Raw genomic sequence first — 21552 nt, forward strand, 5'->3', positions numbered from 1 at the left:
GGTTGCGAATTTGAGGTTATCAATGATTATTCGTATCTTTGCATTGTCAGTCCTCGCCAAGCCTCTTAACAATGCTCAAATCGTGCGAGGCGTTTTTGTTTATACACATTTGAACATGGCGATTCTTATTCCTTTTACAAAACGGATTGAATCAACACAAATATCCTCAGTTGATCTTAAAACAAAGTCTAAATTTTTTCCGTAGGGGCGTGATTTATCACGCTCCGTCCCAAATGTGTTGCAGAGCATGAGGAATCATGGGCAGGCGGGGCGTGATTTATCATGCCACTACGGGTGAGATGGTGCAGAGCGGTAAAGCCGGTTCGTGAAATAGCGGGGGCGGGTGGCGTCATATTGGTCGCTGAACACACTCAGACTGTCGCGGTATTCCGGGGTCTGGATTTGCATCAGGTCGAGCAGTGAGTGGATCATGTCTTCGGTGACGAAGGGGCGGTGGGCCGCGCGGCGCACACGATCCGCGAGGGCAGGATAGGTCGACCGAAACGCCTTGGACGTCCACACCAGCATGGGGATTTCCACCATGAGCTGGTTGGGGTTGATGTCGTTGTGGCCGGCAGCCTTCTTGTTGATTTCCATCACGTCCTCGCCATGGTCAGACGTATAGACAATGATGGCATTCTTGTTTTCGAACCTGCTGACAATGGCATTGACGATGCTGTCGTTGTATCTCACGGCATTGTCATAGTCGGCCCTGATGCTCCTTACCTTCTCATCGGGGCCATTTTCTGATTCGGGGCCAAACTTGCGGCGTTCCTGCGGGAAGCGATTGCTGTAGAGTTGATGAGACCCCATCAGATGAACCACGATGAAATTCTTCTTGCGGGGCGTCTGCAACGTCTTGTCGAGCAAGGGCAGCACGGCCTCGTCGTAGGGTTCACGAATGGTGCTGCTCGTCGAATTTCTGTAGGTGGTGAAGGCATAGTTGTTGCAGCGCTCTGCATACAGGCGTGCGTTGTTGCCATTTCGTCCGGAAAATTCCTGGTTGGAGACCCAGGTGGTGTAATAGCCCGCCTCTCTCAGGATGGTGAAGAGGTCGGCAGTCTCATACCACTCGCCCGGCATGTCATGCCGATAGTAAGAGAACAGCTTGGCCAGTACGTTCATGGTGGTGGCATTGGGGCTGATGACATCGGTAAACCGGGTGAGTCCGCCCTGCTTCTCCCTTGCACTCATGAATGGTGTGGTGTCGAGACGGTAGCCGTACATGCCCATCCGATGGCGCGACGTCGATTCGCCCAGAATATAAACCACGTAGGGAATCGAACTCTCGTTCCTGACAATCACGGGTTTGGCCTTCATGCCGTCCCTCATCCGGTTCAGCGCGTGCATGTTCTTGATGGCCTTGACCGTGAACAAGGTGTTGCGCAGGAACGAGCAACTGGCGTATTTGAGTCGCTTGTAGGTTGTTCTGTCCCTGCTGCACTCTGACTCTACGACATTGACCGCAATGAGTATCACGCCAAGCCATATCCCTGCACTCAGGGAGGTGACCAGCAGGGCATTCCTGCGGAAACGGCCCACATAGCGTATGATGAGATAGAACAGGGACAGCACAGCAACAAACACGATATACAACCACAGGCTCATCATGTTGGCCCTGATGTAGCCCGACGCCTCTGCTGTCGTCGTGGCAAATATCACCTCGAGGGTGGACTGATCGGGCACCCCCTGATAGAAGAATGAAAAATAGGTATCGACGAAAAAGAACAGCAGCGACAGAGTGATGATGACGGCTTGTATTCCTCGCCGCACCTTCTTCCAGGGAACGGCACCGACAAGCAGGGCCAGCAAGGCATTGACCACAATGATATAGGCCAGTTGTGCAACCCTGGTACCTGCGTTGCTGTAAGTGGCCAAGATGGGCAGGTTACAGCAGATCATGACCGTTATAAACGTAAAATTATTCTCTACAAATCGTTTGGTCGCCTCAAAAGCTTTTCTTACCTTGAAGTTCATTGCACATTTCATGCTATTCGTGTTTACACACCTTATTTAATATAACACAATATATCCGTGTGATGCTGTTTGTCAAGTCGTTATTGTATCCGAATTTTTATCATTTGGTCATAGGATTGTGATACAGTTTTCGATTGACGGCGCAAAATTACGAATAAAGATTCGGAAAAACTACAATTTTGGGGCGATTATTTGCAGGACCGGGCCTACAAACTTGACCATTGATGGGAAAATCAGAACAGTAGCAGTAGTTGAATGAGCAAATCACACGAACAATGGTCTGGTTTCTCAGATCGAAAGAAAACGCTTTGACGATATGAAGATAAATAAAAAATAATGGACAAATCACTTGTAGATTTTACATATTTTTATTACCTTTGCATAGAATTTACGAAAGAAGTGCTAACGTTATTTTAAATTTAGCCAAGACATATTGACGGATAGTCCCAAGGGTAAGGCATTTACCCGCCTATCAGAATTCTCTTTAATATAGAAATTTTTTATAAATATTAAATATTCAGCAATGAAAAAAAAATTAACCAAAACGCTTTCCTTGGCAAGTTTGTTGCTTTTAGGATCCCTCAAGTCGGCGGCACAAGTTAGTGACGTGTCGTTCACTGTATCTCCCTCTGCAGAATACATCTGGTGGGACGAGGACCTTTCCATTGACGATATGTGGTTGTACGGTGGAAAAGTAGGATTCGGTTTCGGACCACTCGTTGAGTTGCGCGGATTCTATTTTCGCAGCAATGATGTAGACGCCAAAGTGCGCATGCAAAACTGGCAGAATGAAAGCCTGTGGCCGAGCTATATCCAAAACACCAAATTGAACATGACCAAATATGGTGGGGAGATGAAGCTCAACCTGTGGAAGGGCACATTCTTGACCCCATATCTCACAGCTGGCGCCGGTGTGCAGAAAATGAAATACAACACCTACAAAGACGATATCCTCCTGACGGATGTGCCCATGAAAGACGAACAGCTCTTTGTGGCCTTGGGCGTAGGTGCTAAATTCAACTTGAGCAGTCGCATGGCACTGGCCCTCGAAGCCAAGAACACCATGTTCAATGCCAGCAAGGGAAGTTATCTCATGCGTCCTGCATACAACAAGGCCGACGGCGGAAACCACCTGTACAACTGGACCGCAGGCGCAACGCTCGACATTTACTTGGGTGGAAGAACCGACGATAGCAGCGACGCCATCAGCCGCGAGTACCGCAACCTGTTCTCCAGTGGCTTCAAGGGTTTGAAGTTTGTTGCAGAACCGGGTATGGCTTACCTCAACTTTGACAAAGACATGCCGATGACCGACACCTATTTATTAGGAGGAAGCGCAGGTTTTGACTTCACGCCGCTCGTAGGTGTTAGGGGCTTTTACTACCAGGCCACTAAGGATGCTGACAAGCTCTCACTGTCGTTCAACGAGGAATTGGCACTCTATGGTGGTAACATCATCACCCGTCTGAACTTCCCAAGAGGCATCAACCCCTACTTGCAGCTCGGTGGAGGTTACATGAAAGTGGGTGACAAGTATGCAGATAAGCGAGGCAACATGTCTGCCAAGAGCTCTGCATTTGCCTTCGGAGGTGCCGGCGTGGAGATTCCAGTAACAAAATACATGGCTATCTTCGGTGCTGCCAACGCGCTGATCACCAAAGAAAAGGGCATTAAGGAAGAAGATATCCAAAACACGGACAACGTCAATACCAGCGTGATGTACAACGCGGGATTGAGATTTAACCTTGGCGTGTCAGCCGATGGCGAAAAGAAATACAAGAAATACGTTAACCGCAGACTCGACGATCAGCGCGAGGCTTCGAATAAGAGAATCAACGAGATGAGGTCGCAATACGACGAACAGATCGAAGATTATGACGAGCAAATCGCTGATTACGACAGCAAGATATCCGAATACGACCAGCAAATCGCAAAGTACGAAGAACGTGTTAATGCGCTCAAGGCCGACTACGAGAAACGTATTGACAGTCTGGACAGAGATTTAGACCGAGCCATGAGGGCTAACGACACAATCCGCGTAGCTGAGATTGCACGTTTGAAGGACCGCCACAAGCAAGAACTTCAGGACATCGAAAATGACGAGATGGCCATCAAGAGAAAATTGGTGAACGAACTGGGAGAAAGTTCCAAGAACAACATCAAGATGACCCGCGCACAGCTCAACGAGTTGGTGACTCGCATTGCAAGAGAATCTCAAGAGGACGCTCGTTACTACAACAACTACGACTACAACTATGTTGAGCCACGGGAAACCTACCGTTCTGCCGCTCCTGTACAAAGAGTAGAACCCGCTCCTATACAAAGAGTAGAACCCGCTCCTGTACAAAGAGTAGAGCCTGCTCAAAACAATGATACCGAGCTTCTGAGAACAGAACTGCGCATCATGAATGAAAAGCTCAATAAAGTGATCAGCCAGAGAAACAGTGGTGAAAACACGGTGGTCTACAGAGACAATGTGGCAACAGGAGCCAACCTGACACCTGCATCTCCCTATAACGGAGGAACTTACCAGCCGAACACAGGAAGTGGACTGAAGCTGAACCGCCTCAGCGTTTTCACAGGATTTGGCTTTGGCGACCTGAGCACATGGAATGTTGGTGTGAAAGGCTACATGCAGATCGCAGCTACAAATTTAGATTTTGTTCCTGAACTGTATGCAGCAATGGCCAACAAGAGTGGTATGGGCATATCGGCCAACATCGTTTACAACTTCAAGGTAAGCTCCTTAGGTAAGTTCGTACCCTACGCCGGCTTTGGCCTTGGCATCTTCCATGGCAAAGACACGCACTTCGGTTCCAACCTCATCGCAGGTGTCAGCACCGAAATGCTGGGCGGAAAAGTGTTCTTAGAGTATGCTGCACGCAGCTTGACCAAGCAGAATCAGCTGGCCGTGGGCTATTCTTTCATATTCTAAAACTCATTACACATGCAAAAGAAACATAGTCTGGCCTCACTCGCCATTCTTGCTCTATCCTTCATGTACACAGGTCAAGCATCTGCACAGGGTGCTTGGCCTGATATGGGAGACACGATTGTTGTGGATAAAAACGAGCTGATGGACATACTTAGGCGTGTAGCGGCCAGCAATAAAAGAACCCCATACAGGTCGCATCGTGGTACGACCCCATATACCAGTGGTGCGGCCCCATATAGGTATAACAGGGGATACCAACCCGGTAGCACCGTTCCGGTTTACAACACCGTGTCAAGGCAAGTCGAGAGTATACCGGTTTATGTGCCACAAGGTGCAGGAATGAACCCATACCTACCCTACAATAATCTGCAAAATCCGCAAGAAGACAGGGCAAGAAGAGATGAGTACCAGCAGGCACAACTCCTGCAAGAGGAAATTGACCAGTTGCAAGAGCAGCTAAGAAACCTTGGACAGAACATGCAAGATCCAGCCGTCAAGCACCAGCTGGACTCCATGGCCAACCATCTGAACACGCTGCAAAAAAGGCAGGCGTCTTCCTTGGAAAAACCGCTCGTAGAGAATGGGCCTAAAAGCATGGAGCAACCGCAAGTTGATGAGCAGGCGAAGTCCATCATGACGACACCTTTCGAGACCAATATGCGACAGGTGTTCTTTGAGATATCGTCTGATAAGCTCACCAACGAGGCAAAACAAACGCTCAAGGCTGTAGCCGATCTCTTGGTTGACAATCGCGATCTGAAAGTCAAATTGACAGGACATGCCAGTAAGGACGGACCCGATGCTTTCAACCAAAACCTTGCCAAGCGACGCATGCAAAGTGTGAAGTCGAACTTGCTCCGACATGGAGTGAAGGCGAATCAAATGAGTACATTGTCGTCTAACATTGACGCAAAATCGGATTTGAGCACCTACGCACGCAGAGTTGATCTCTGTATATCACTGTAAGGAACTCCTTTTAAACTCGATAGGGTTTGCTAACTTGCCTTAACCGCACAAAGATGTGATGTACTCAAGGCAAATTAGCAAACCCTATGTTTTATGTGATACGTCTGTAAACTTGATGAGTTGTACCCAAGGGATTAATCCGGCTCATCTTGTTGCGTTAGAATAAACAAGTTGTTGATTAAAAGATAAGTATCGTTCATGAAAGAGCTGAAGATTAAACGCGTTTACACCGCAGCCGAGGACAGTGACGGTTATCGCATTCTGATAGACCGCCTTTGGCCGAGAGGGCTTTCGAAATAGAAAGCACGAATCGACGAGTGGGACAAGGCCGTGGCGCCTTCGTCGGATCTACGTAAATGGTTTGGGCATCAAGAGGAAAACTATCACGAGTTTGCCATTCGGTATCGGGCAGAGCTTGACAGCAATCCAGAAGCTGCCCACGTAGCAGAGCACATCCGGGAACTACTGCAAGACGATGATGTGACCTTAGTGTATGGTGCCAAAAACGAAAAGTGCAACCATGCCCTGGTACTTCGTGATTGGGTGATGCGCAAGTCGTGAGCATATTTTTTCAAGGGCTTAGACATATTTGGGAGACAAGGTTCAGGTTATAAATTCAAAAAATATGGCCTGTTTCTTGATCTCCCAAAATATTTTATATATCTTTGTTTATAAAATCCTATCAATGAAGCATGTTAAGACATTTCTGTTGATTGCCCTTCTGGTTCTCTCCATCCCCGTTGCAAACGCGCAAAGAGGAAGGGCAAGGGCGAAAAAAGCATCGGCCGACGCCGTGGAAACGCCCACTCAGAAGCTGTTCAACACCATGTTGCCGGCAACGGCTAAGGTGATGTTTATCGACAGCATCGTGGTGGGCAAGGATGAGTTTGTCTCAAAAATCCCCCTTGTTGATGCGGCCGGGAAACTTTCGGCCAAACGGTCCGACAGCAAGGCCATGCTGTTAGGGCAATATGAAAACGACTTTGCCGACCGCAGGTTGTGTGCCGTGGGAGACACGGCCGGAACCTCGTTGCACGACCAGGTTCTGCTGGGCGACGGATGGAGCAACCCCATGCGGACGAACGGAATTGACGAGGATGACTATCCGTTCCAAAACTTCCCCTTCCTGTGCACCGACGGGGTGACGCTATTCTTCTCCGCCAAGGGCGACAATTGCATCGGGGGCTACGACATCTTCATGACAACATACGACAGCGACAAGGGCGAATGGTATGAACCGCAAAACTACGGCCTGCCATACAACTCCACGGCCAACGACTACCTGCTGGCCATTGACGACCTCGACTCCTTGGGATGGCTTGTCAGCGACCGGTATCAGCCCGAGGACAGTGTTTGTATCTACACTTTTGTGCCCACCTACCCACGGTTGGACTTGACGAGCGAGGACCTTACTCATGCCCAACTGGAACATTACGCCAAACTGACGGCTATCAGCGACACATGGGAATTTGGCAACCGGCAGGAGGCACTTGCCCGCAGGAAGAGAATGCTTGCCAATGCCACGGCAAAGCAAGACAACAAGACCATGGCTTTTGTCATCAACGACGAGCGTGTGGCAAGAAGTCTCTCTGACTTCCGGACGGAAGCCGGGCGCAACCTTTACAAGCAGCTGCAAGAGTTGCACACCCTGCAGCAAGCCACACAGGCACGACTCAACACGTTAAGACAAACCTATGCTGCAGCCGAAATGAGTGAGAAGAAAACCATGACCGGCGAAATATTGCAATTGGAAAAAGACCTGTTGCAGCAAAATGCAGACGTCAAACTGCTGGAAAAGAAAATCAGAAAGCATGAATTAATGCCATAAGTCCATGAGCATTAGCAGTTCATAGCTTATATGTATAACCCGAAAACGAAACACTTATGAACACTTATTTTGCAGAGTCAGAATTGATTATCAATGGCGATGGCTCCATCTTCCATCTCCATCTTCTTCCGGAACAGTTGGCAGACAAGGTAATCCTGGTAGGCGACCCGGGACGCGTGGATACGGTTGCCGCACATTTCGACGAACGCGAATGCGAGGTGAACAACCGCGAATTCAGAGCCGTCACAGGTACATACAAGGGCAAGCGCATCACTGTACAAAGCACGGGCATTGGTTGCGACAACATTGACATTGTGCTCAACGAGATGGATGCCTTGGCCAATATTGACTTCAAGACTCGCAAGGCTAAACCGGAACTGAAATCACTGACGATTGTCAGGGTCGGCACCTGCGGTGGACTGCAACCCGAAACCCCAACCGGGACATACGTGGCAACGGTGAAGAGTATCGGCTTCGACGGACTGATCAACTTTTATGCCGACAGGGACAAGCACTGTGACCTCGACTTGGAGAAAGCTTTTAAAAAACATGTGGGATGGAAAGATGCCATGGGAAATCCGTATGTTGCTCCTTCCAACACCGAACTGCTTGACCGCATTGCGGGCGACGACATGGTGCGCGGATATACCGTTGCCTGCGGCGGATTCTTCGGACCCCAGGGACGACAACTGCGCGTGCCCCTGGCAGACCCGGAACTGAACGCAAAGATTGAGTCGTTCGAATACGACGGGCTGCACATCACAAACTTTGAAATGGAATCGAGCGCCGTGGCCGGAATGTCCAACCTGATGGGGCACAAGGCCCTGACCTGTTGCATGGTGATTGCTAACCGCGTAGCCAAGCAGGCAAACAGCAGCTACAAAAACAGCATAGACGACTTGATCGTCAAAGTGCTTGACAGGATCTAACCACCACGCTTCCGGAAAGCCCGATACACAGTCCAGAAACCAAGGATAACTTATTCGTTTATGAACTCTTACCGTAACGACACCATCGTGGCCATAGCCACTCCCCCGGGGGGTGCCATTGGCATTCTAAGGCTGAGTGGCCCTGAGGCCATCAGCATCATCACAGCCCTGTTCCGACCTGCAAAACGAGGAATGAAGCTGGCCGATGCCCAGGCAAACACCTTGCATTACGGTTTGCTGCAATCTGCACAGGGAGAAGACATAGACGATGTTATCGTGAGCGTGTATCGGGCTCCGCACAGCTATACCGGCGAGGATTGCATCGAGATCAGCTGTCACGGTTCGGCCTATATTCTCAAGCAGGCTCTGCACGCATTGATTGATGCCGGGGCACGCCAGGCACAGCCTGGGGAATATACACAAAGAGCCTACCTTAACGGCAAAATGGATCTCTCGCAAGCCGAAGCCGTTGCCGACCTGATAGCATCCACCAACGAGGCTACCCACAGACTTGCCTTAAGCCAACTCAAGGGACATTTCAGCAGCGAGTTGTCCGAACTCCGGAAACAACTGCTCAAGATGACAAGCCTCATTGAGCTTGAGCTCGATTTCAGCGACCATGAGGATATCGAATTTGCCGACCGCGATGAACTGAGTTGCCTCGCCTCAACCATCAGCAATCACATCACCTCCCTGGCACAATCCTTCGAAACGGGCAATGCAATCAAAAAAGGAATACCGGTAACCATCATCGGCAAAACGAACGTGGGCAAGAGCACCCTGCTCAACCAATTACTGCGTGAAGACAAGGCCATCGTCAGCAACATCCACGGAACCACCCGCGACGTAATAGAAGACACGATCGACATCCATGGCGTTACCTTTCGCTTCACCGACACCGCCGGACTCCGCCACACAGAAGACCAAATTGAGCAGATGGGCATTGAGCGCGCCTATCAAAAAATGGAACAGGCCGTCATCATCCTATGGGTTGTTGACCAACCGCCCACAGAGCCGGAACTCAACGACATCTGCTCGCGTGCGCAAGGCAAAAAGGTCATTGTGGTTCAAAACAAGGCAGACTTGGCGCACACTCCCCTGCCCCCCCTACCCGATTCCTTCTCATCAATCGCCATCAGCGCCAAATACGGACAAGGCCTTCACGAATTGGAAGAAGCCATCTACGCAGCTGCCGACATTCCCCATCTCGACCCCAACTCCGTCATCGTGACCAATGCCCGCCATTATGAAGCCCTCACCCGTGCCCACACCGGCATCTCCCGAGTCATCGAGGGACTGGGCCTCAACCTCAGCGGCGATCTTCTCGCGGAAGACCTCCGCATCTGTCTCGAAGAGTTGGGTGAAATCACAGGAGGAACCATAACCTCCAACGAAACCCTGGCCCATATCTTCAAAAACTTTTGCATCGGAAAATAAGTCGTGATAAACAACGAATAATATCGACAACAAATGATAGTTAAGGTGCTCAAAATGAGCACCTTTCTTTTTAGCCTTACTATTGGTTATAATCAATGGTAAGGCTTTTTTAGCACCTTTTTGTACCGCTCTTGTACCTCCACTTTTCAAAAGTAATAATTTGAGACTCCATTTTTGGCAAATGAGTGCAAGATTGCCGAGAGTTTTGGACAATGATGGACGATGATATAAGACTATTGAAAATAAACGGAGTAATGACAGACGACTTTTTCTACAATAAATTAAGTAAAAAAGTATAAAAAGCGTACAAATGACAGCAAGCAAAGAAAGAATTCTAAAAATTTGCGAGTATTGTGGGAAGAGCTTCTATGCATCAAAATCCACAACTCGTTATTGCTCCAAGCAATGCAACAGTTATGCCTATAAGGCAGCAAGACGTGAGGAGAAAGTAAAGATGGCTGAGACAATGAGCTATAGGTTAAATTTAACGGCAGTACTATCATATGTAAAAGTTACAGTATAGAACTTTCTTCCTATCTGTTTTCTTATTTGAGGGCGGCTGTCTCCGTAATCCTCCTTTTTGAAAACTTGAACATCCGATACGTTAGCCTCTTTAAAAAATGGAACATACGCAGGACCAAAGGTCAAAGCCACGTTTCTTGCGCTATTTACAAGAGTACTATTGTCTAAGACCTCTGGTCGCTTGCATGAACTCAAGAATAGTGTACATAATACCGCTATTCCCCAAACTACAATCATTATAGATGGTATTTTTTTCATTGTTTGATTTGATACAATTAAAACTCTCTACTACTCATTTCCCTTTGCCATTTTTGACACCACTTTTATAAGAGTATAGTCATAGCTTGATCCATCTGCTGGTGGATTGGCATATATGGTCTTCGTAGCCAAAAGTTCGTACTCGTATCCTTTCTCGTATGTAAAGCCTTCAATTCCGTTGAACTCGCATGGATCCCAAGTCTTTTCTCCCTTTTCTTTTATCAACATACATTCGTGTGGTGTACCCGTCATACCGATACATTCTCCTGTTGTGGCAGAAACATATAGTGTTACAGTCTTCTGCTTGTCTTTGGGTTCATCGTCATCATTTAAACAGCTTGCAAACATTGCAAATACTGTTAACAAAATGAAGAAAATTCCGATTCTTGTTTTGTTTTTTTTCATAATTTGAAATTTTTAATGTTTATATATGTGTGAAAATATAATTATAATTGACTGTTTGAATGCAATTTTTAATTTGCATTTCGCATGAACATGTTACCAATGACTTGATTATGTCTTTGCCTTCTTATTTTAAGATTGCACTTTCACTATTTTGATGTTTGTAATCTGGTGATTTTGATGTCTTCTTGCCATAGTCAAAACTATAAACAATTTTCAGATTTGCATACTGATTATAACTACGACTTTGATCTATTTGTTTGAAAGAATAATATGATGCAGATAATTCATCTACAATGTTATTCTTCATCATGAATAAATTGTTTGCATTAGCTTCGATAGCCCAATTCCCATGATTCCACATTGCCGATAGTTGATACCGCCAAAATGTCTTTCTACTAATCTGGCTGTCTATCAAATCTCTTGCCGGTGACGCTATGGATGCACCAAAAGAAAAATCCCGAACATAGTAATTTATCATAGCAGTCCCAGAGAATGCAGACAAATTACGATGCTCTGCTCCTCCTCGAACTAAATGTTTAACCCATTGACCGGATAACTTCATATTAAGTGTACCAGAAGGTTTATAGGTTATAGACATATCTGCACTGGGACGATGATAGATACAGTCATCTCTAAAAGTGCTAATAAGATGCCCGTCTCGAATATAGTAATCCGAAATAATCGAATGATTTTGGTAAAAGTATGACACTCCCGTTTGCAAAGTGAATTTGTTAAGGTTCAAGGTATGGCTTAATCGCGGATTCAAAAGAATTGAATTATCCATGTTAGAATTACCTTTGAGAATGATGATAGGATCTATCTGCTGTTCTACATTGTTAATCGTATTTATTCTCGGATAGGTGTTTCCCAAAGCGAACATAAATTGAAGTTGCTGTACTTTATCTATCCTATAAGTAGCCCTTGCTTGAAGTCTCGGCGTAAGATGATTGATTGACTTCATCCCCTCCAAACGATATGTTAGAAATGACAGTCCAGGATTAATATCAAAGAAAAAACTCCCTAAACGTTGGGAATAGTCTGCAAAAAGGATGGTTTCGGACGAATGCAAATTTTGATTATATGCAGAAGTCCCAATGTATTCGGAATCACTAATTCTCATGAACTCGTATAAACTGAAAGCCAATCTATTTCTATGACTGAACGCCATAGAATAGTTTGCATTCGCTTTGATGTAATAATAATCTTCCTTGACAAGTGAACGAAAAGACACATTATCATCGTTATAGAGACGGTCATAATCGTTTCGAGAATAATATCCATCAAAAACATAATCCAACGATTTTGTGTTAGAAAATGTGTGCGATCCGTAAAAATAGACACTTGGACGATAAGATTTGTTTCTAGTGTTAATGTCCAAAATGCTACCGTTCTTGATTGCAGCAGCAGTTTTCCAATACTCCGTCATTCCATTATTGACACCGTTTTTTGAGGCATTCCATGCCATACCACCTCTAAGCATCCAAATATATTTTCTTCCTCGGTTGCTGATTGATACCTGTACATATTCTTCCGTTTGCCTATTGTCAGCATTATTGTAATGCTGCAGTCTATTCAGTTGATAATCAGGGAAAATAAAAGTCTCATTCTCGTCCATAGACGATTTTGGATTTTCCAAAGAATATCCAGCCCAAAGGTTAATACTTTTGGTTCCTGTGACAAATTTCGAAATAAGATTGTAATCACCATAGAGATAGCCTACATTCTGAGACGCATCAAGTTGCGTGTAGCCACCATTGTTGAGTGGTTTCATTATTATGTTTATAGCATATGCATCTTTTGCATATTTACCATTAGGCACATCAAAATATTCCACTCGAGAAACGTCCTTCGGTCTTAAAGACTGTACCTCTCGAAAATCAACTTCACGCCCATCTATATAGAGAGTCGCAGCCCCATTGGGAGTTGTCACACTTCCAGTCGAACGCTCGACAGACACTCCCGGAATCATGAGATTGCTCAACAAATCATAACCAGTTACAGCATGTTTACGTTGCTCTTTTGTAGGAATAGCAAGGATATGATCACCTTCTCTTGTAAGATAAGATGACTTTACAACAACTTCACCAAGGTCTTTGCCTTGAATAAAAGTTTTAGTTGTATCTGGTTTTTGTGCATAAGTTACGTGTAGGCACAAATTCATTATGATGACTAACAATGCTTTCATCTATTAATTTTTTATTGTTTTATACTTATAATCAATATGCCTTCTTCTGTACTTAAAAGACAATACTTTTAACTCTTTAACTACTATTACCAAAACTTTTGCATGAAAATAACGTAACAGACAACGTTCGTCTCATTCATTTTGAGATTGGATCTGTTTTGCCCATAATACTAAGAAAGTACTCTTCTCCTAAATAGCCATCAATTTCTTGGACAATTACATTGTCAACAATAATAGATTTGAGTTCCAGTTGAATTCTTCCTGCATCGGGAAATAATGGCTTATAAGCAGCCATAACCAACCATAGCCAAATTGGGTAGGAGATAAATGCTATTCATAAATTTCACAAGACTCGTCCATCCAACACTCCGCTAAAAATATCCATTTCTCTTTTAGAAAGGCCTGACCGTACAGCCAAATCCCGCCATCCTTTTACGGCTTCAACCACCTCTGATACAATTTTCTCTGCTGTATTCCTGTTGAGCATATACTCCTCACAAGCATCCAATAATATACTTAAATCTGCCTTGTTGGAAGTAGACGAGATGAGCAGACTTTGATATTCATTCAAAGTAGGGTTCATATCATAAGCTGGAGACAATATCCACCCTTTTGCCGTCAAAAGAAAACCATGATTGCAGAAATGGTCATCACTATTACCAATGCAAATATTGAAAGCCACACGACGGTAGAGTTCCTGCAGGTTTTTCTCTACATCCGTGCAGTTTTGAATTATAAAATCAACAATATCCAAATAGCCATGCCCACTTGTTGCATTATTTCCATCACTCAACCCCAACAGGGTCATGGCCGATGCAAAATGAATACGTCTTCCCTCTTGAGTTCTGTCAAAGCGTTGCGACAGCAATGTATGATACTCTCCCCCGTTCGCCATCACTCCGGTTTTAGCTGCGCTGATTCCGCTTTTTATTGCAAGCTGATGGCTAAAATGCTCCCAAATTCCAACATCATATTCATCCTTCCGAGAAGGGAACTTGGCTACATAAAGAGTTTTATCCGTATCTATAACATTAGCTTTAGGTCTTGCACCGCCCAATGATGTTCCGGGATGCACAAGTTGTGCAATCCACTTCCTGTCAGGGAGTATATTCTTTTCTTCGCTTTTCTCAATCTCTGCACTGGCAGCAATCAATCCCCGAATATCTGTCAAAGGTGGAATTTTCAACGATTCACTTACATTTATAAATTCACCATCAGGAATTTCCTTAAAACGGAATCCACCCATTCGAGAGAAATCATCGATTCCGGTTAAGAAATCGAAAGATGACAATCTCCTAACGGGGCGTTTTTCTTCTGCCGCAACAATTTGCTCACGACGCAACAACAAAGTACGTCCCCAACGATCCGGCAAGGCATCAGAAAAGCATCCAAATATATCCTTCTCAGGTAGCGAGTACTGCTGCCCTGGATAATTGTTCAGATCATCACTCAAAAACAATTCTCCGTGCTTCCTCAACCATTCGTTATTGAAAGTAAAGCTATAGCTGTCTGTGCCACGAAGAGACTCATAGCCCAATTCGCCTATGAGTTCCACTTCTTTGAGCCAATCGAAATCGGCATATACATACAACCTTTTCATCGCTTATCCCTTTTTAGAGGCACGTTTCCTCGTCTTCAAACTCAAATCCTGCAATGCTTTTCCCATTTTATCTTCTTTGGCAAGCAGCAAAATATCATCATCGAGCTGCAAGGCATACAACACACGCACATAAATTCCTATAGCAACAGTTGGAATACCTTTTTCAATTCGAGACACGGTAAGCGGTGAACAGGTAGCCCGTTCTGCCACCTGAGCCACACTCAGATTCCTACGTAAACGAGCTAGCTTAATCTGCTCGCCAACAATCTGCATCTTCTGCTCCAATTTTCGGGGAAGCTTGGTTCCCATTGTATTCTTTGCCATGACTACATCAGTTTAAAGTGTAAAGCAACTATGTTGATGACTTTGCTGCAACCAACCTATCATATAATATGCAAAAGTAACGCTTTTTATTTATTTAATAATATATTAAACATAGAAAAGTGCACATCTTGGCATCATTTATTTTGAGCAAAAACTAAATGCTATCATGTTGTTTGCATGCACCTTATTCACCTTTCAACAAACAGTATGTTATTCGTTATCTTTCCATAGCATTGCTAAAAACACATTATTATCTCTCTCTCGGAGAGCCATTCTTTTATTGCACTTCGTTTTGGACAATCGTATTCTTAACTCTTCATTCTTCCCTCCTCCCTCCTCACTCTTCACTCTTCCCTCTTAATTCTTCACTTTTCATCTTCCACCGTTCTGTTGCATCCACTTGCTCAACGCGTAGCCAAATTGTGACGAGTTGATGAGCCTGCGAATAATTATGAATTTTGTACTAAAGAATCTATGCTTTAGTTCGCAGATTAGCGCAATTAGTGATTCTATCAAAGAACCCCTTAGCTGGCAGAGGAAAGCTGCGTAGCCATTATCTCAAAATTCAAAGAACTGTTGCTATAATATATTATCATTATATTTTAAACCCAAAACAGAATACAACGGCACATTCTCCATCCAACCCTGATCCATATACCCTTTCATTGAAAGGCGGAGACCTTTCAGATTTGCCTCAGGATGCCTGTCTATATAGGTTTTCATAGAGCGAGCTCTCACATTTTTCTCGGCCTTTACCTCGATGGGAATGACTCTATCGTTCAATTGAACAACGAAATCTATCTCTGCCGGGGAAGTATCATTACTCCAATAATAAGGTGTAATATTCATCGACACAAGTTGTTGCAATACATATTGCTCGGTAAAGGAGCCTTTGAATTCCTTAAAAACATTGTCACCTACTATCATCTGCCTGGCTGGTGCATCTACCATACAAGCAAATAGACCACAGTCAAGTAGGTAGAGCTTAAAAGCGTTCAAATCTTCATAGAATTTAATGGGAACTTGAATTTCCTTCACACGGCTCACTTTATGGATTATCCCTGCATCTATGAGCCACTGGATGGCCAGCTCATAATCCTTGGCTCTCGCCCCTTGCTTGATGACTCCATAAATAAATTTCTTATTCTCCTTCGCCATTTGGGATGGAAGACTCTCTAACACCTGTCCAATACGTATGCTCTCTGTCTTAGAACTATGTTTGGAGATATCATTGCGATAGGCTTCGAGGATATTCTGCTGAAGCTGACGCACCTCCGCCAAATCATGATTATGAACGAAATGAGAAACCACTTCAGGCATACCGCCCACAAAATAATAGTAACGTAACTGTTCTATAAATTTTGGACCAAAAGCGTCTATCATCTTCCAATGCCTCTGACGAAGCATATGTGAAAGACCCGCTTCCCCATTGGCTTCCAAGAACTCTTCATAGTCCATGGGATAAACATTGAGCATATCGACTTTGCCCACAGGAAACGAGTCGCCTTGATGGAGCGTGATGCCTAACAAAGAGCCTGCAGCCATAACATGATATTCAGGGGCTTCCTCCTGAAAATACTTTAAGCTATGGAGCCCACGTGGTGCTTCTTGTATTTCGTCGAAGATGATAAGTGTTTTCCCAACTTCTGGTTTCACACCTGTAATAGCCTGTACAGCAAATAGCAAACGCTCTATATTATAATCATCAGTAAAAAGTTCTTTTGCCAAAGGCTCCGCGTCACAGTTAATGTAAGCTACAGTATCATAACATTCTTTCCCAAATTCTCTCATCAGCCATGTCTTACCCACCTGACGAGCACCAAGAAGTATTAATGGCTTCCTGTTTCTATTTTCCCTCCATGCTCTAAGCTGTTCAAACACCTTTCTCTTCATAAGCTATATTTTCTGCAAAAATACACTTTTTCTATGATAAAAGAAACAAAAAAAACATTTTTTCGAGGATAAAATTGTTTGTTTTCACACATTTTCGATGACTCAACTCTTGTTTTTACTCATTTTTTCAAAGATAACATCATATCTTATCAATGTCAACAACATCATGAAGTAACCACAAAATAGGAATGATATAAGAAATATAATGTAGGAATAAAAGTTCACACATGTCAACTCCTATTGCTCTCAGACGCTTCCTGAATCCCTTTCTTTCTTCACTCTTCCCTCTTCACTCTTCCTTCCTCCCTCCTCACAATTAACCTTCCACCGTTCTGTTGCATCCACTTGCTCAACGCGCAGCCTAATTGTGAATTTTGAATTATGAATTTTGAATTATAAAAATATTTTTACCATTTTCGGATCATTATTTTCCGACCATCCAGAGCAAAAAGAGCTATCATTTTTCGTCAAAACCGGGACGTGCAATGCCAAAAATCATAAGGCTGCTGCGATTGAGGCCTTCTCATAGCATGGTTAGGCTTTATCGACAGCGTGGAAGAACCTCAATCACACTGCGGTTGAAGCCTTGTCATCATGCCGTTTGATACTCAGTCGCAAGCGGCAAAATAGGCAATCAAAAGGCATTTTTTTGAAAAGCACTGACTGTTAGGCGTTTACAAACTGTCGCAATTTTTGCGTATTTCGGACGATGACAAACTTATTTTTAAATAAGCAAATTTGAGAGGGGTGTTTGTTTATATAATTTACCTTTTTAAATTTTTAAACCCTGCGTTAGGAACAAGAAAGTGTTTTCAAGATAAATCCCAAAGTGCGTGAACATACAGGCTCTATCTTGATGTGCACACGTGCCTCGTTCGTCCTTGCGTTGGGCATGGATTTTTACCAATGGGTTAAGCTGAAAAGTATTTATACTATCTCCTGTCGGGCAAATGGAACTGGTAACCCTTGTCGAACACATTGCGGACGGTGTTGATTTCGACAAATGTGGTGCCACCATTCTCGCCAAACGAGCCGGAAAGGTAGGCTATCTTGTCGTCTAACCCAATATATTTATTCTGTCGCAGCATGCGGAGGGCGGCGGTGAACATGTAATCTGAGCTGACATATTCCTTCTGATAAATCGGTATGATGCCATACGACAGGTTGAGCCAGCGCTGCGTTTTCTCCTTGTAGCAAATGGCAAGGATGGGCTTGGGACCCCGGAATGCTGCCAGATGACGTGCCGTCTCACCCGTCTCAGAGTCGGTGATGATTCCGGCAACACCCAACTGGCGAGTGGAGCTGATGGCCGAATGAGCCAGGAATTCCCGCTGCGAACAGTTGGCAGACAAGGGCACTTCATCCTGTATTCCAAAGTGGGCACGGTCGGTTTCGGCTTGTTCGGCAATGGATGACATGGTCTGCACGGCTTCCAGCGGATATTTGCCGGTGGCTGTCTCGCCACTGAGCATGAGGGCATCGGTGTTGGAGTAGATGGCATTGGCAATATCAGCTACCTCGGCGCGCGTAGGCCGGGGGTTGTTGATCATGGTGTGGAGCATCTGCGTGGCCACGATGACGGGTCTCCGCTTCTGCACACACTTGGAAATAATGTTGCGTTGGATTCCGGGAATCTGCGCAAGGGGTACCTCGATGCCAAGGTCTCCACGGGCGATCATAATACCGTAACTGGCTTCAATAATCTCGTCGATATTGTCCACCCCTTGCTGATTTTCTATCTTGGAAATTATTTTGATGTCTGAATCATGTTCGTCCAGAATATCCTGCACGGCTTTCACGTCGGCAGCCGAGCGCACGAAACTGTGGGCGATGAAGTCCACGTCCTCTTCGATGGCCAATAGAATGTTTCTCCGGTCCTTCTCTGTGATGGCCGGTAAACTGATGTGTTCGCCGGGCACGTTCACACTCTTGTGCGAGCCTAAAACCCCATCGTTGCTCACGCGGGTGAAGACTGTTGGACCAACAATGTCGGTCACCACCATGCCAATTGCACCATCATCGAAAAGAATGTTGTCGCCCACCTTCACATCATTGGCAATATCGGGGAAAGATAGGTTGACGCTATCGTGTGTGCTCTCCATTTCGGGACGCCCGAAAATCTTCACCACATCTCCAATCTTGTAGATCAGCGGTGTTTTTACTGCCGTGGTGCGCACCTCGGGACCCTTGGTGTCGATGAGAATGCCAATGTGCGGTGACACCGTTCTCACGTTGTTGATAATTTTGCGGATGCCGTCGGGTGTGGCATGAGCTGTGTTTATCCTGACAACATTCATTCCGGCAAAAAACAACTTACGCAGGAAATCAACTTCGCAGCGCAGGTCACTGATGGAGCATACGATCTTGGTTTGTTTCATTTCTTTTGAGGAGTTTTGTGTGTTATGAAACCCGTTCCTTTAGCCTGCCAATTAACCTTTCAGGCCATCGGCAACACTCTACTCTTGCAAAGGTACATGTTTTTTAGCTTTATGACAATGAAAACCGCAAATAAATAATCGCCTGATGAATCATTTTCGCAAAGGTTTACGTATATTTAACACTGACTTTAACACTGTGGCATCATGTAATTTAGTACCTTTGTGAATGAATTGAACAACAACTCTAAATTATATCATTACAAAACAAATCATGAACCATCTTCAAGCACTAAACAAGCGCACTGCCCCCAAGGGCAACATGCCCGAGAGAATTATCCAGTTTGGCGAGGGAAACTTTCTGCGCGCATTTGTAGACTGGATTATCTACAACATGAATCAAAAAACCGACTTCAACTCTTCCGTTGTCGTTGTACAGCCCATCGAACGTGGCATGGTGGACTGGCTCAATGGGCAGGACGGCCTGTACCATGTGAATCTTCAAGGCAAGGAAAACGGGCAACCCGTCAACACACTAACACGCGTTGATGTGATCAGCCGCGCCCTGAACCCATACACCCAGAACCAGGCTTTCATGGCCTTGGCCGAACAGCCCGAGATGCGGTTCATCATTTCCAACACCACCGAGGCCGGCATTGCCTTTGACGACAACTGCAAGCTCAGCGATGCGCCTGCATCGAGCTACCCCGGCAAGCTGGTTCAGCTGCTGTTCCATCGCTACAAGTTCTTTGGCGGATGCCCGTCCAAAGGTATGATTATCATGCCCTGCGAACTTATCTTCCTAAACGGACACCACCTGAAAAACTGCATCTTCAAATACATCGAGCTTTGGAAGGACGACATGGGAGCCGACTACGAGGGTTTCAAGGAATGGTTCACGAAGTATTGCTATGTCTGTGCCACCTTGGTAGACCGCATCGTGCCGGGCTTTCCACGCGACACCATCAAGGAAATTCAGGAGAAGATCTGCTACAAGGACAACCTGGTGGTCAAGGCTGAGAACTTCCACCTCTGGGTGATTGAGAAAGCAGAAAACATGACTGTCGATGAGCTGAAGGCAGAATTCCCCGCCCACAAGGCCGGACTCCACGTGCTCATCACCGATAACGAGAAACCCTATCATGAGCGCAAAGTAACCTTGCTGAACGGTCCGCACACCGTGCTGTCGCCCGTTACCTACCTGAGCGGTGTGGACATCGTGCGCGACGCCTGCGAACATCCCGTGCTCGGAAAATATATACACAAGGTGCAGTTTGACGAACTCATGCAGACCCTCGACCTCCCGATGGACGAGCTTCAGCAGTTCGCTGCCGACGTGTTGGAGCGATTTGAGAATCCGTTTGTAGACCATCAGGTAACGAGCATCATGCTCAACAGCTTCCCCAAGTATGAGACACGCGACCTTCCCGGCGTCAAGATTTACCTGCAGCGCAAGGGCGAGTTGCCCAAAGGCCTGGTATTCGGACTCGCCGCCATCATTACCTATTATAAAGGTGGAAAGCAAGCAGACGGAGCGCCCATTTCGCCAAACGACGATCCCAAGATCATGGATAGGCTCACCGAACTCTGGGCAACCGGAGACACGCAAAAGATTGCAGAGGGTGTGCTTGCTTTCGACTATATCTGGAAAGAAGACCTGAACCAAACGGTTCCCGGCCTGACTGCCCTCGTCAAGACCTATCTGGACCTCATTCAAGACAAGGGAATGCTGGAGGCCGTCAAGACCATACTTTAGACGTCCTCTGCGCCTACCCTTCCCCACCGGGAAGAGCCGCAGAGCCAATGTCGAATGATAAACCAACCCTTGGCAACACCAAGGCTATTAACGCAGGAAGCCACATGCAAAGACAAATTGCATGTGGCTTCCTAAGTTAATGCCCTCTTTCTTTTTTTTTTA

15 protein-coding genes and 1 pseudogene are annotated in these 21552 nt (G+C 45.6%); 8 read left to right on the top strand and 8 right to left on the bottom strand.

The features are described from left to right. The coding region (locus HMPREF0645_RS14020) for a hypothetical protein (RefSeq protein WP_007175352.1) at positions 1–205 on the top strand (205 nt) is incomplete at its 5' end. Between the two features lie 83 nt (positions 206–288). Here the strand turns inward: HMPREF0645_RS14020 and HMPREF0645_RS12210 are convergent. After that, on the bottom strand, positions 289–1989 hold the full coding sequence (locus HMPREF0645_RS12210; protein WP_007175353.1) for a phosphoethanolamine transferase family protein: 1701 nt from the start codon (positions 1987–1989) through the stop codon (positions 289–291). A gap of 511 nt (positions 1990–2500) precedes the next feature. On the opposite strand from HMPREF0645_RS12210, the gene HMPREF0645_RS12215 reads away from it, so the two are divergent. From HMPREF0645_RS12215 to mnmE, 6 genes and pseudogenes are all read left to right on the top strand, one after another. Next, positions 2501–4912: an outer membrane beta-barrel protein gene (locus HMPREF0645_RS12215; RefSeq protein WP_007175354.1), complete on the top strand. Its 2412-nt coding sequence runs from the start codon at positions 2501–2503 to the stop codon at positions 4910–4912. 12 nt (positions 4913–4924) lie between these two features. Beyond that, a complete protein-coding gene (locus HMPREF0645_RS12220) occupies positions 4925–5878 on the top strand; it encodes an OmpA family protein (protein ID WP_007175355.1) in 954 nt (317 codons plus the stop codon). Between the two features lie 198 nt (positions 5879–6076). Further along, positions 6077–6439: pseudogene (locus HMPREF0645_RS12225) on the top strand (DUF488 domain-containing protein). Between the two features lie 124 nt (positions 6440–6563). Next, the gene (locus tag HMPREF0645_RS12230; protein WP_044123640.1) at positions 6564–7706 is read left to right on the top strand and encodes a hypothetical protein; all 1143 of its coding nucleotides are present in this window, start codon (positions 6564–6566) and stop codon (positions 7704–7706) included. Between the two features lie 56 nt (positions 7707–7762). Beyond that, complete coding sequence (locus HMPREF0645_RS12235; protein WP_007175358.1) at positions 7763–8635, top strand: nucleoside phosphorylase; 873 nt, start codon at positions 7763–7765, stop codon at positions 8633–8635. Between the two features lie 60 nt (positions 8636–8695). After that, positions 8696–10072 (top strand): tRNA uridine-5-carboxymethylaminomethyl(34) synthesis GTPase MnmE, encoded by a 1377-nt coding sequence (gene mnmE, locus HMPREF0645_RS12240; protein ID WP_007175359.1) that lies wholly within the window; start codon positions 8696–8698, stop codon positions 10070–10072. A gap of 810 nt (positions 10073–10882) precedes the next feature. Here mnmE and HMPREF0645_RS12250 read toward each other — a convergent pair. From HMPREF0645_RS12250 to pyk, 7 genes are all read right to left on the bottom strand, one after another. After that, positions 10883–11257: a DUF4377 domain-containing protein gene (locus HMPREF0645_RS12250; RefSeq protein WP_007175361.1), complete on the bottom strand. Its 375-nt coding sequence runs from the start codon at positions 11255–11257 to the stop codon at positions 10883–10885. 124 nt (positions 11258–11381) lie between these two features. Further along, a complete protein-coding gene (locus HMPREF0645_RS12255) occupies positions 11382–13442 on the bottom strand; it encodes a TonB-dependent receptor (protein WP_007175362.1) in 2061 nt (686 codons plus the stop codon). Positions 13443–13578: 136 nt separating this feature from the next. Then, positions 13579–13737 (bottom strand): hypothetical protein, encoded by a 159-nt coding sequence (locus HMPREF0645_RS13730; RefSeq protein ID WP_007175363.1) that lies wholly within the window; start codon positions 13735–13737, stop codon positions 13579–13581. A gap of 48 nt (positions 13738–13785) precedes the next feature. Then, the gene (locus HMPREF0645_RS12260) at positions 13786–15042 is read right to left on the bottom strand and encodes a type II toxin-antitoxin system HipA family toxin (protein ID WP_007175364.1); all 1257 of its coding nucleotides are present in this window, start codon (positions 15040–15042) and stop codon (positions 13786–13788) included. A gap of 3 nt (positions 15043–15045) precedes the next feature. After that, positions 15046–15366 (bottom strand): helix-turn-helix domain-containing protein, encoded by a 321-nt coding sequence (locus tag HMPREF0645_RS12265; RefSeq protein ID WP_007175365.1) that lies wholly within the window; start codon positions 15364–15366, stop codon positions 15046–15048. A 579-nt stretch (positions 15367–15945) separates the two neighbouring features. Next, positions 15946–17259 carry an ATP-binding protein gene (locus HMPREF0645_RS12270; protein ID WP_007175366.1) on the bottom strand — a complete coding sequence of 438 codons (1314 nt, stop codon included), beginning with the start codon at positions 17257–17259 and terminating at the stop codon, positions 15946–15948. 932 nt (positions 17260–18191) lie between these two features. Continuing rightward, a complete protein-coding gene (pyk, locus tag HMPREF0645_RS12275; protein ID WP_007175369.1) occupies positions 18192–19637 on the bottom strand; it encodes a pyruvate kinase in 1446 nt (481 codons plus the stop codon). Between the two features lie 271 nt (positions 19638–19908). On the opposite strand from pyk, the gene HMPREF0645_RS12280 reads away from it, so the two are divergent. Beyond that, positions 19909–21390, top strand: a complete 1482-nt coding sequence (locus HMPREF0645_RS12280; protein ID WP_007175370.1) for a tagaturonate reductase — start codon at positions 19909–19911, stop codon at positions 21388–21390. Positions 21391–21552 lie beyond the last annotated feature (162 nt).

This window comes from Hallella bergensis DSM 17361, from assembly GCF_000160535.1.
GTDB lineage: Bacteria > Bacteroidota > Bacteroidia > Bacteroidales > Bacteroidaceae > Prevotella > Prevotella bergensis.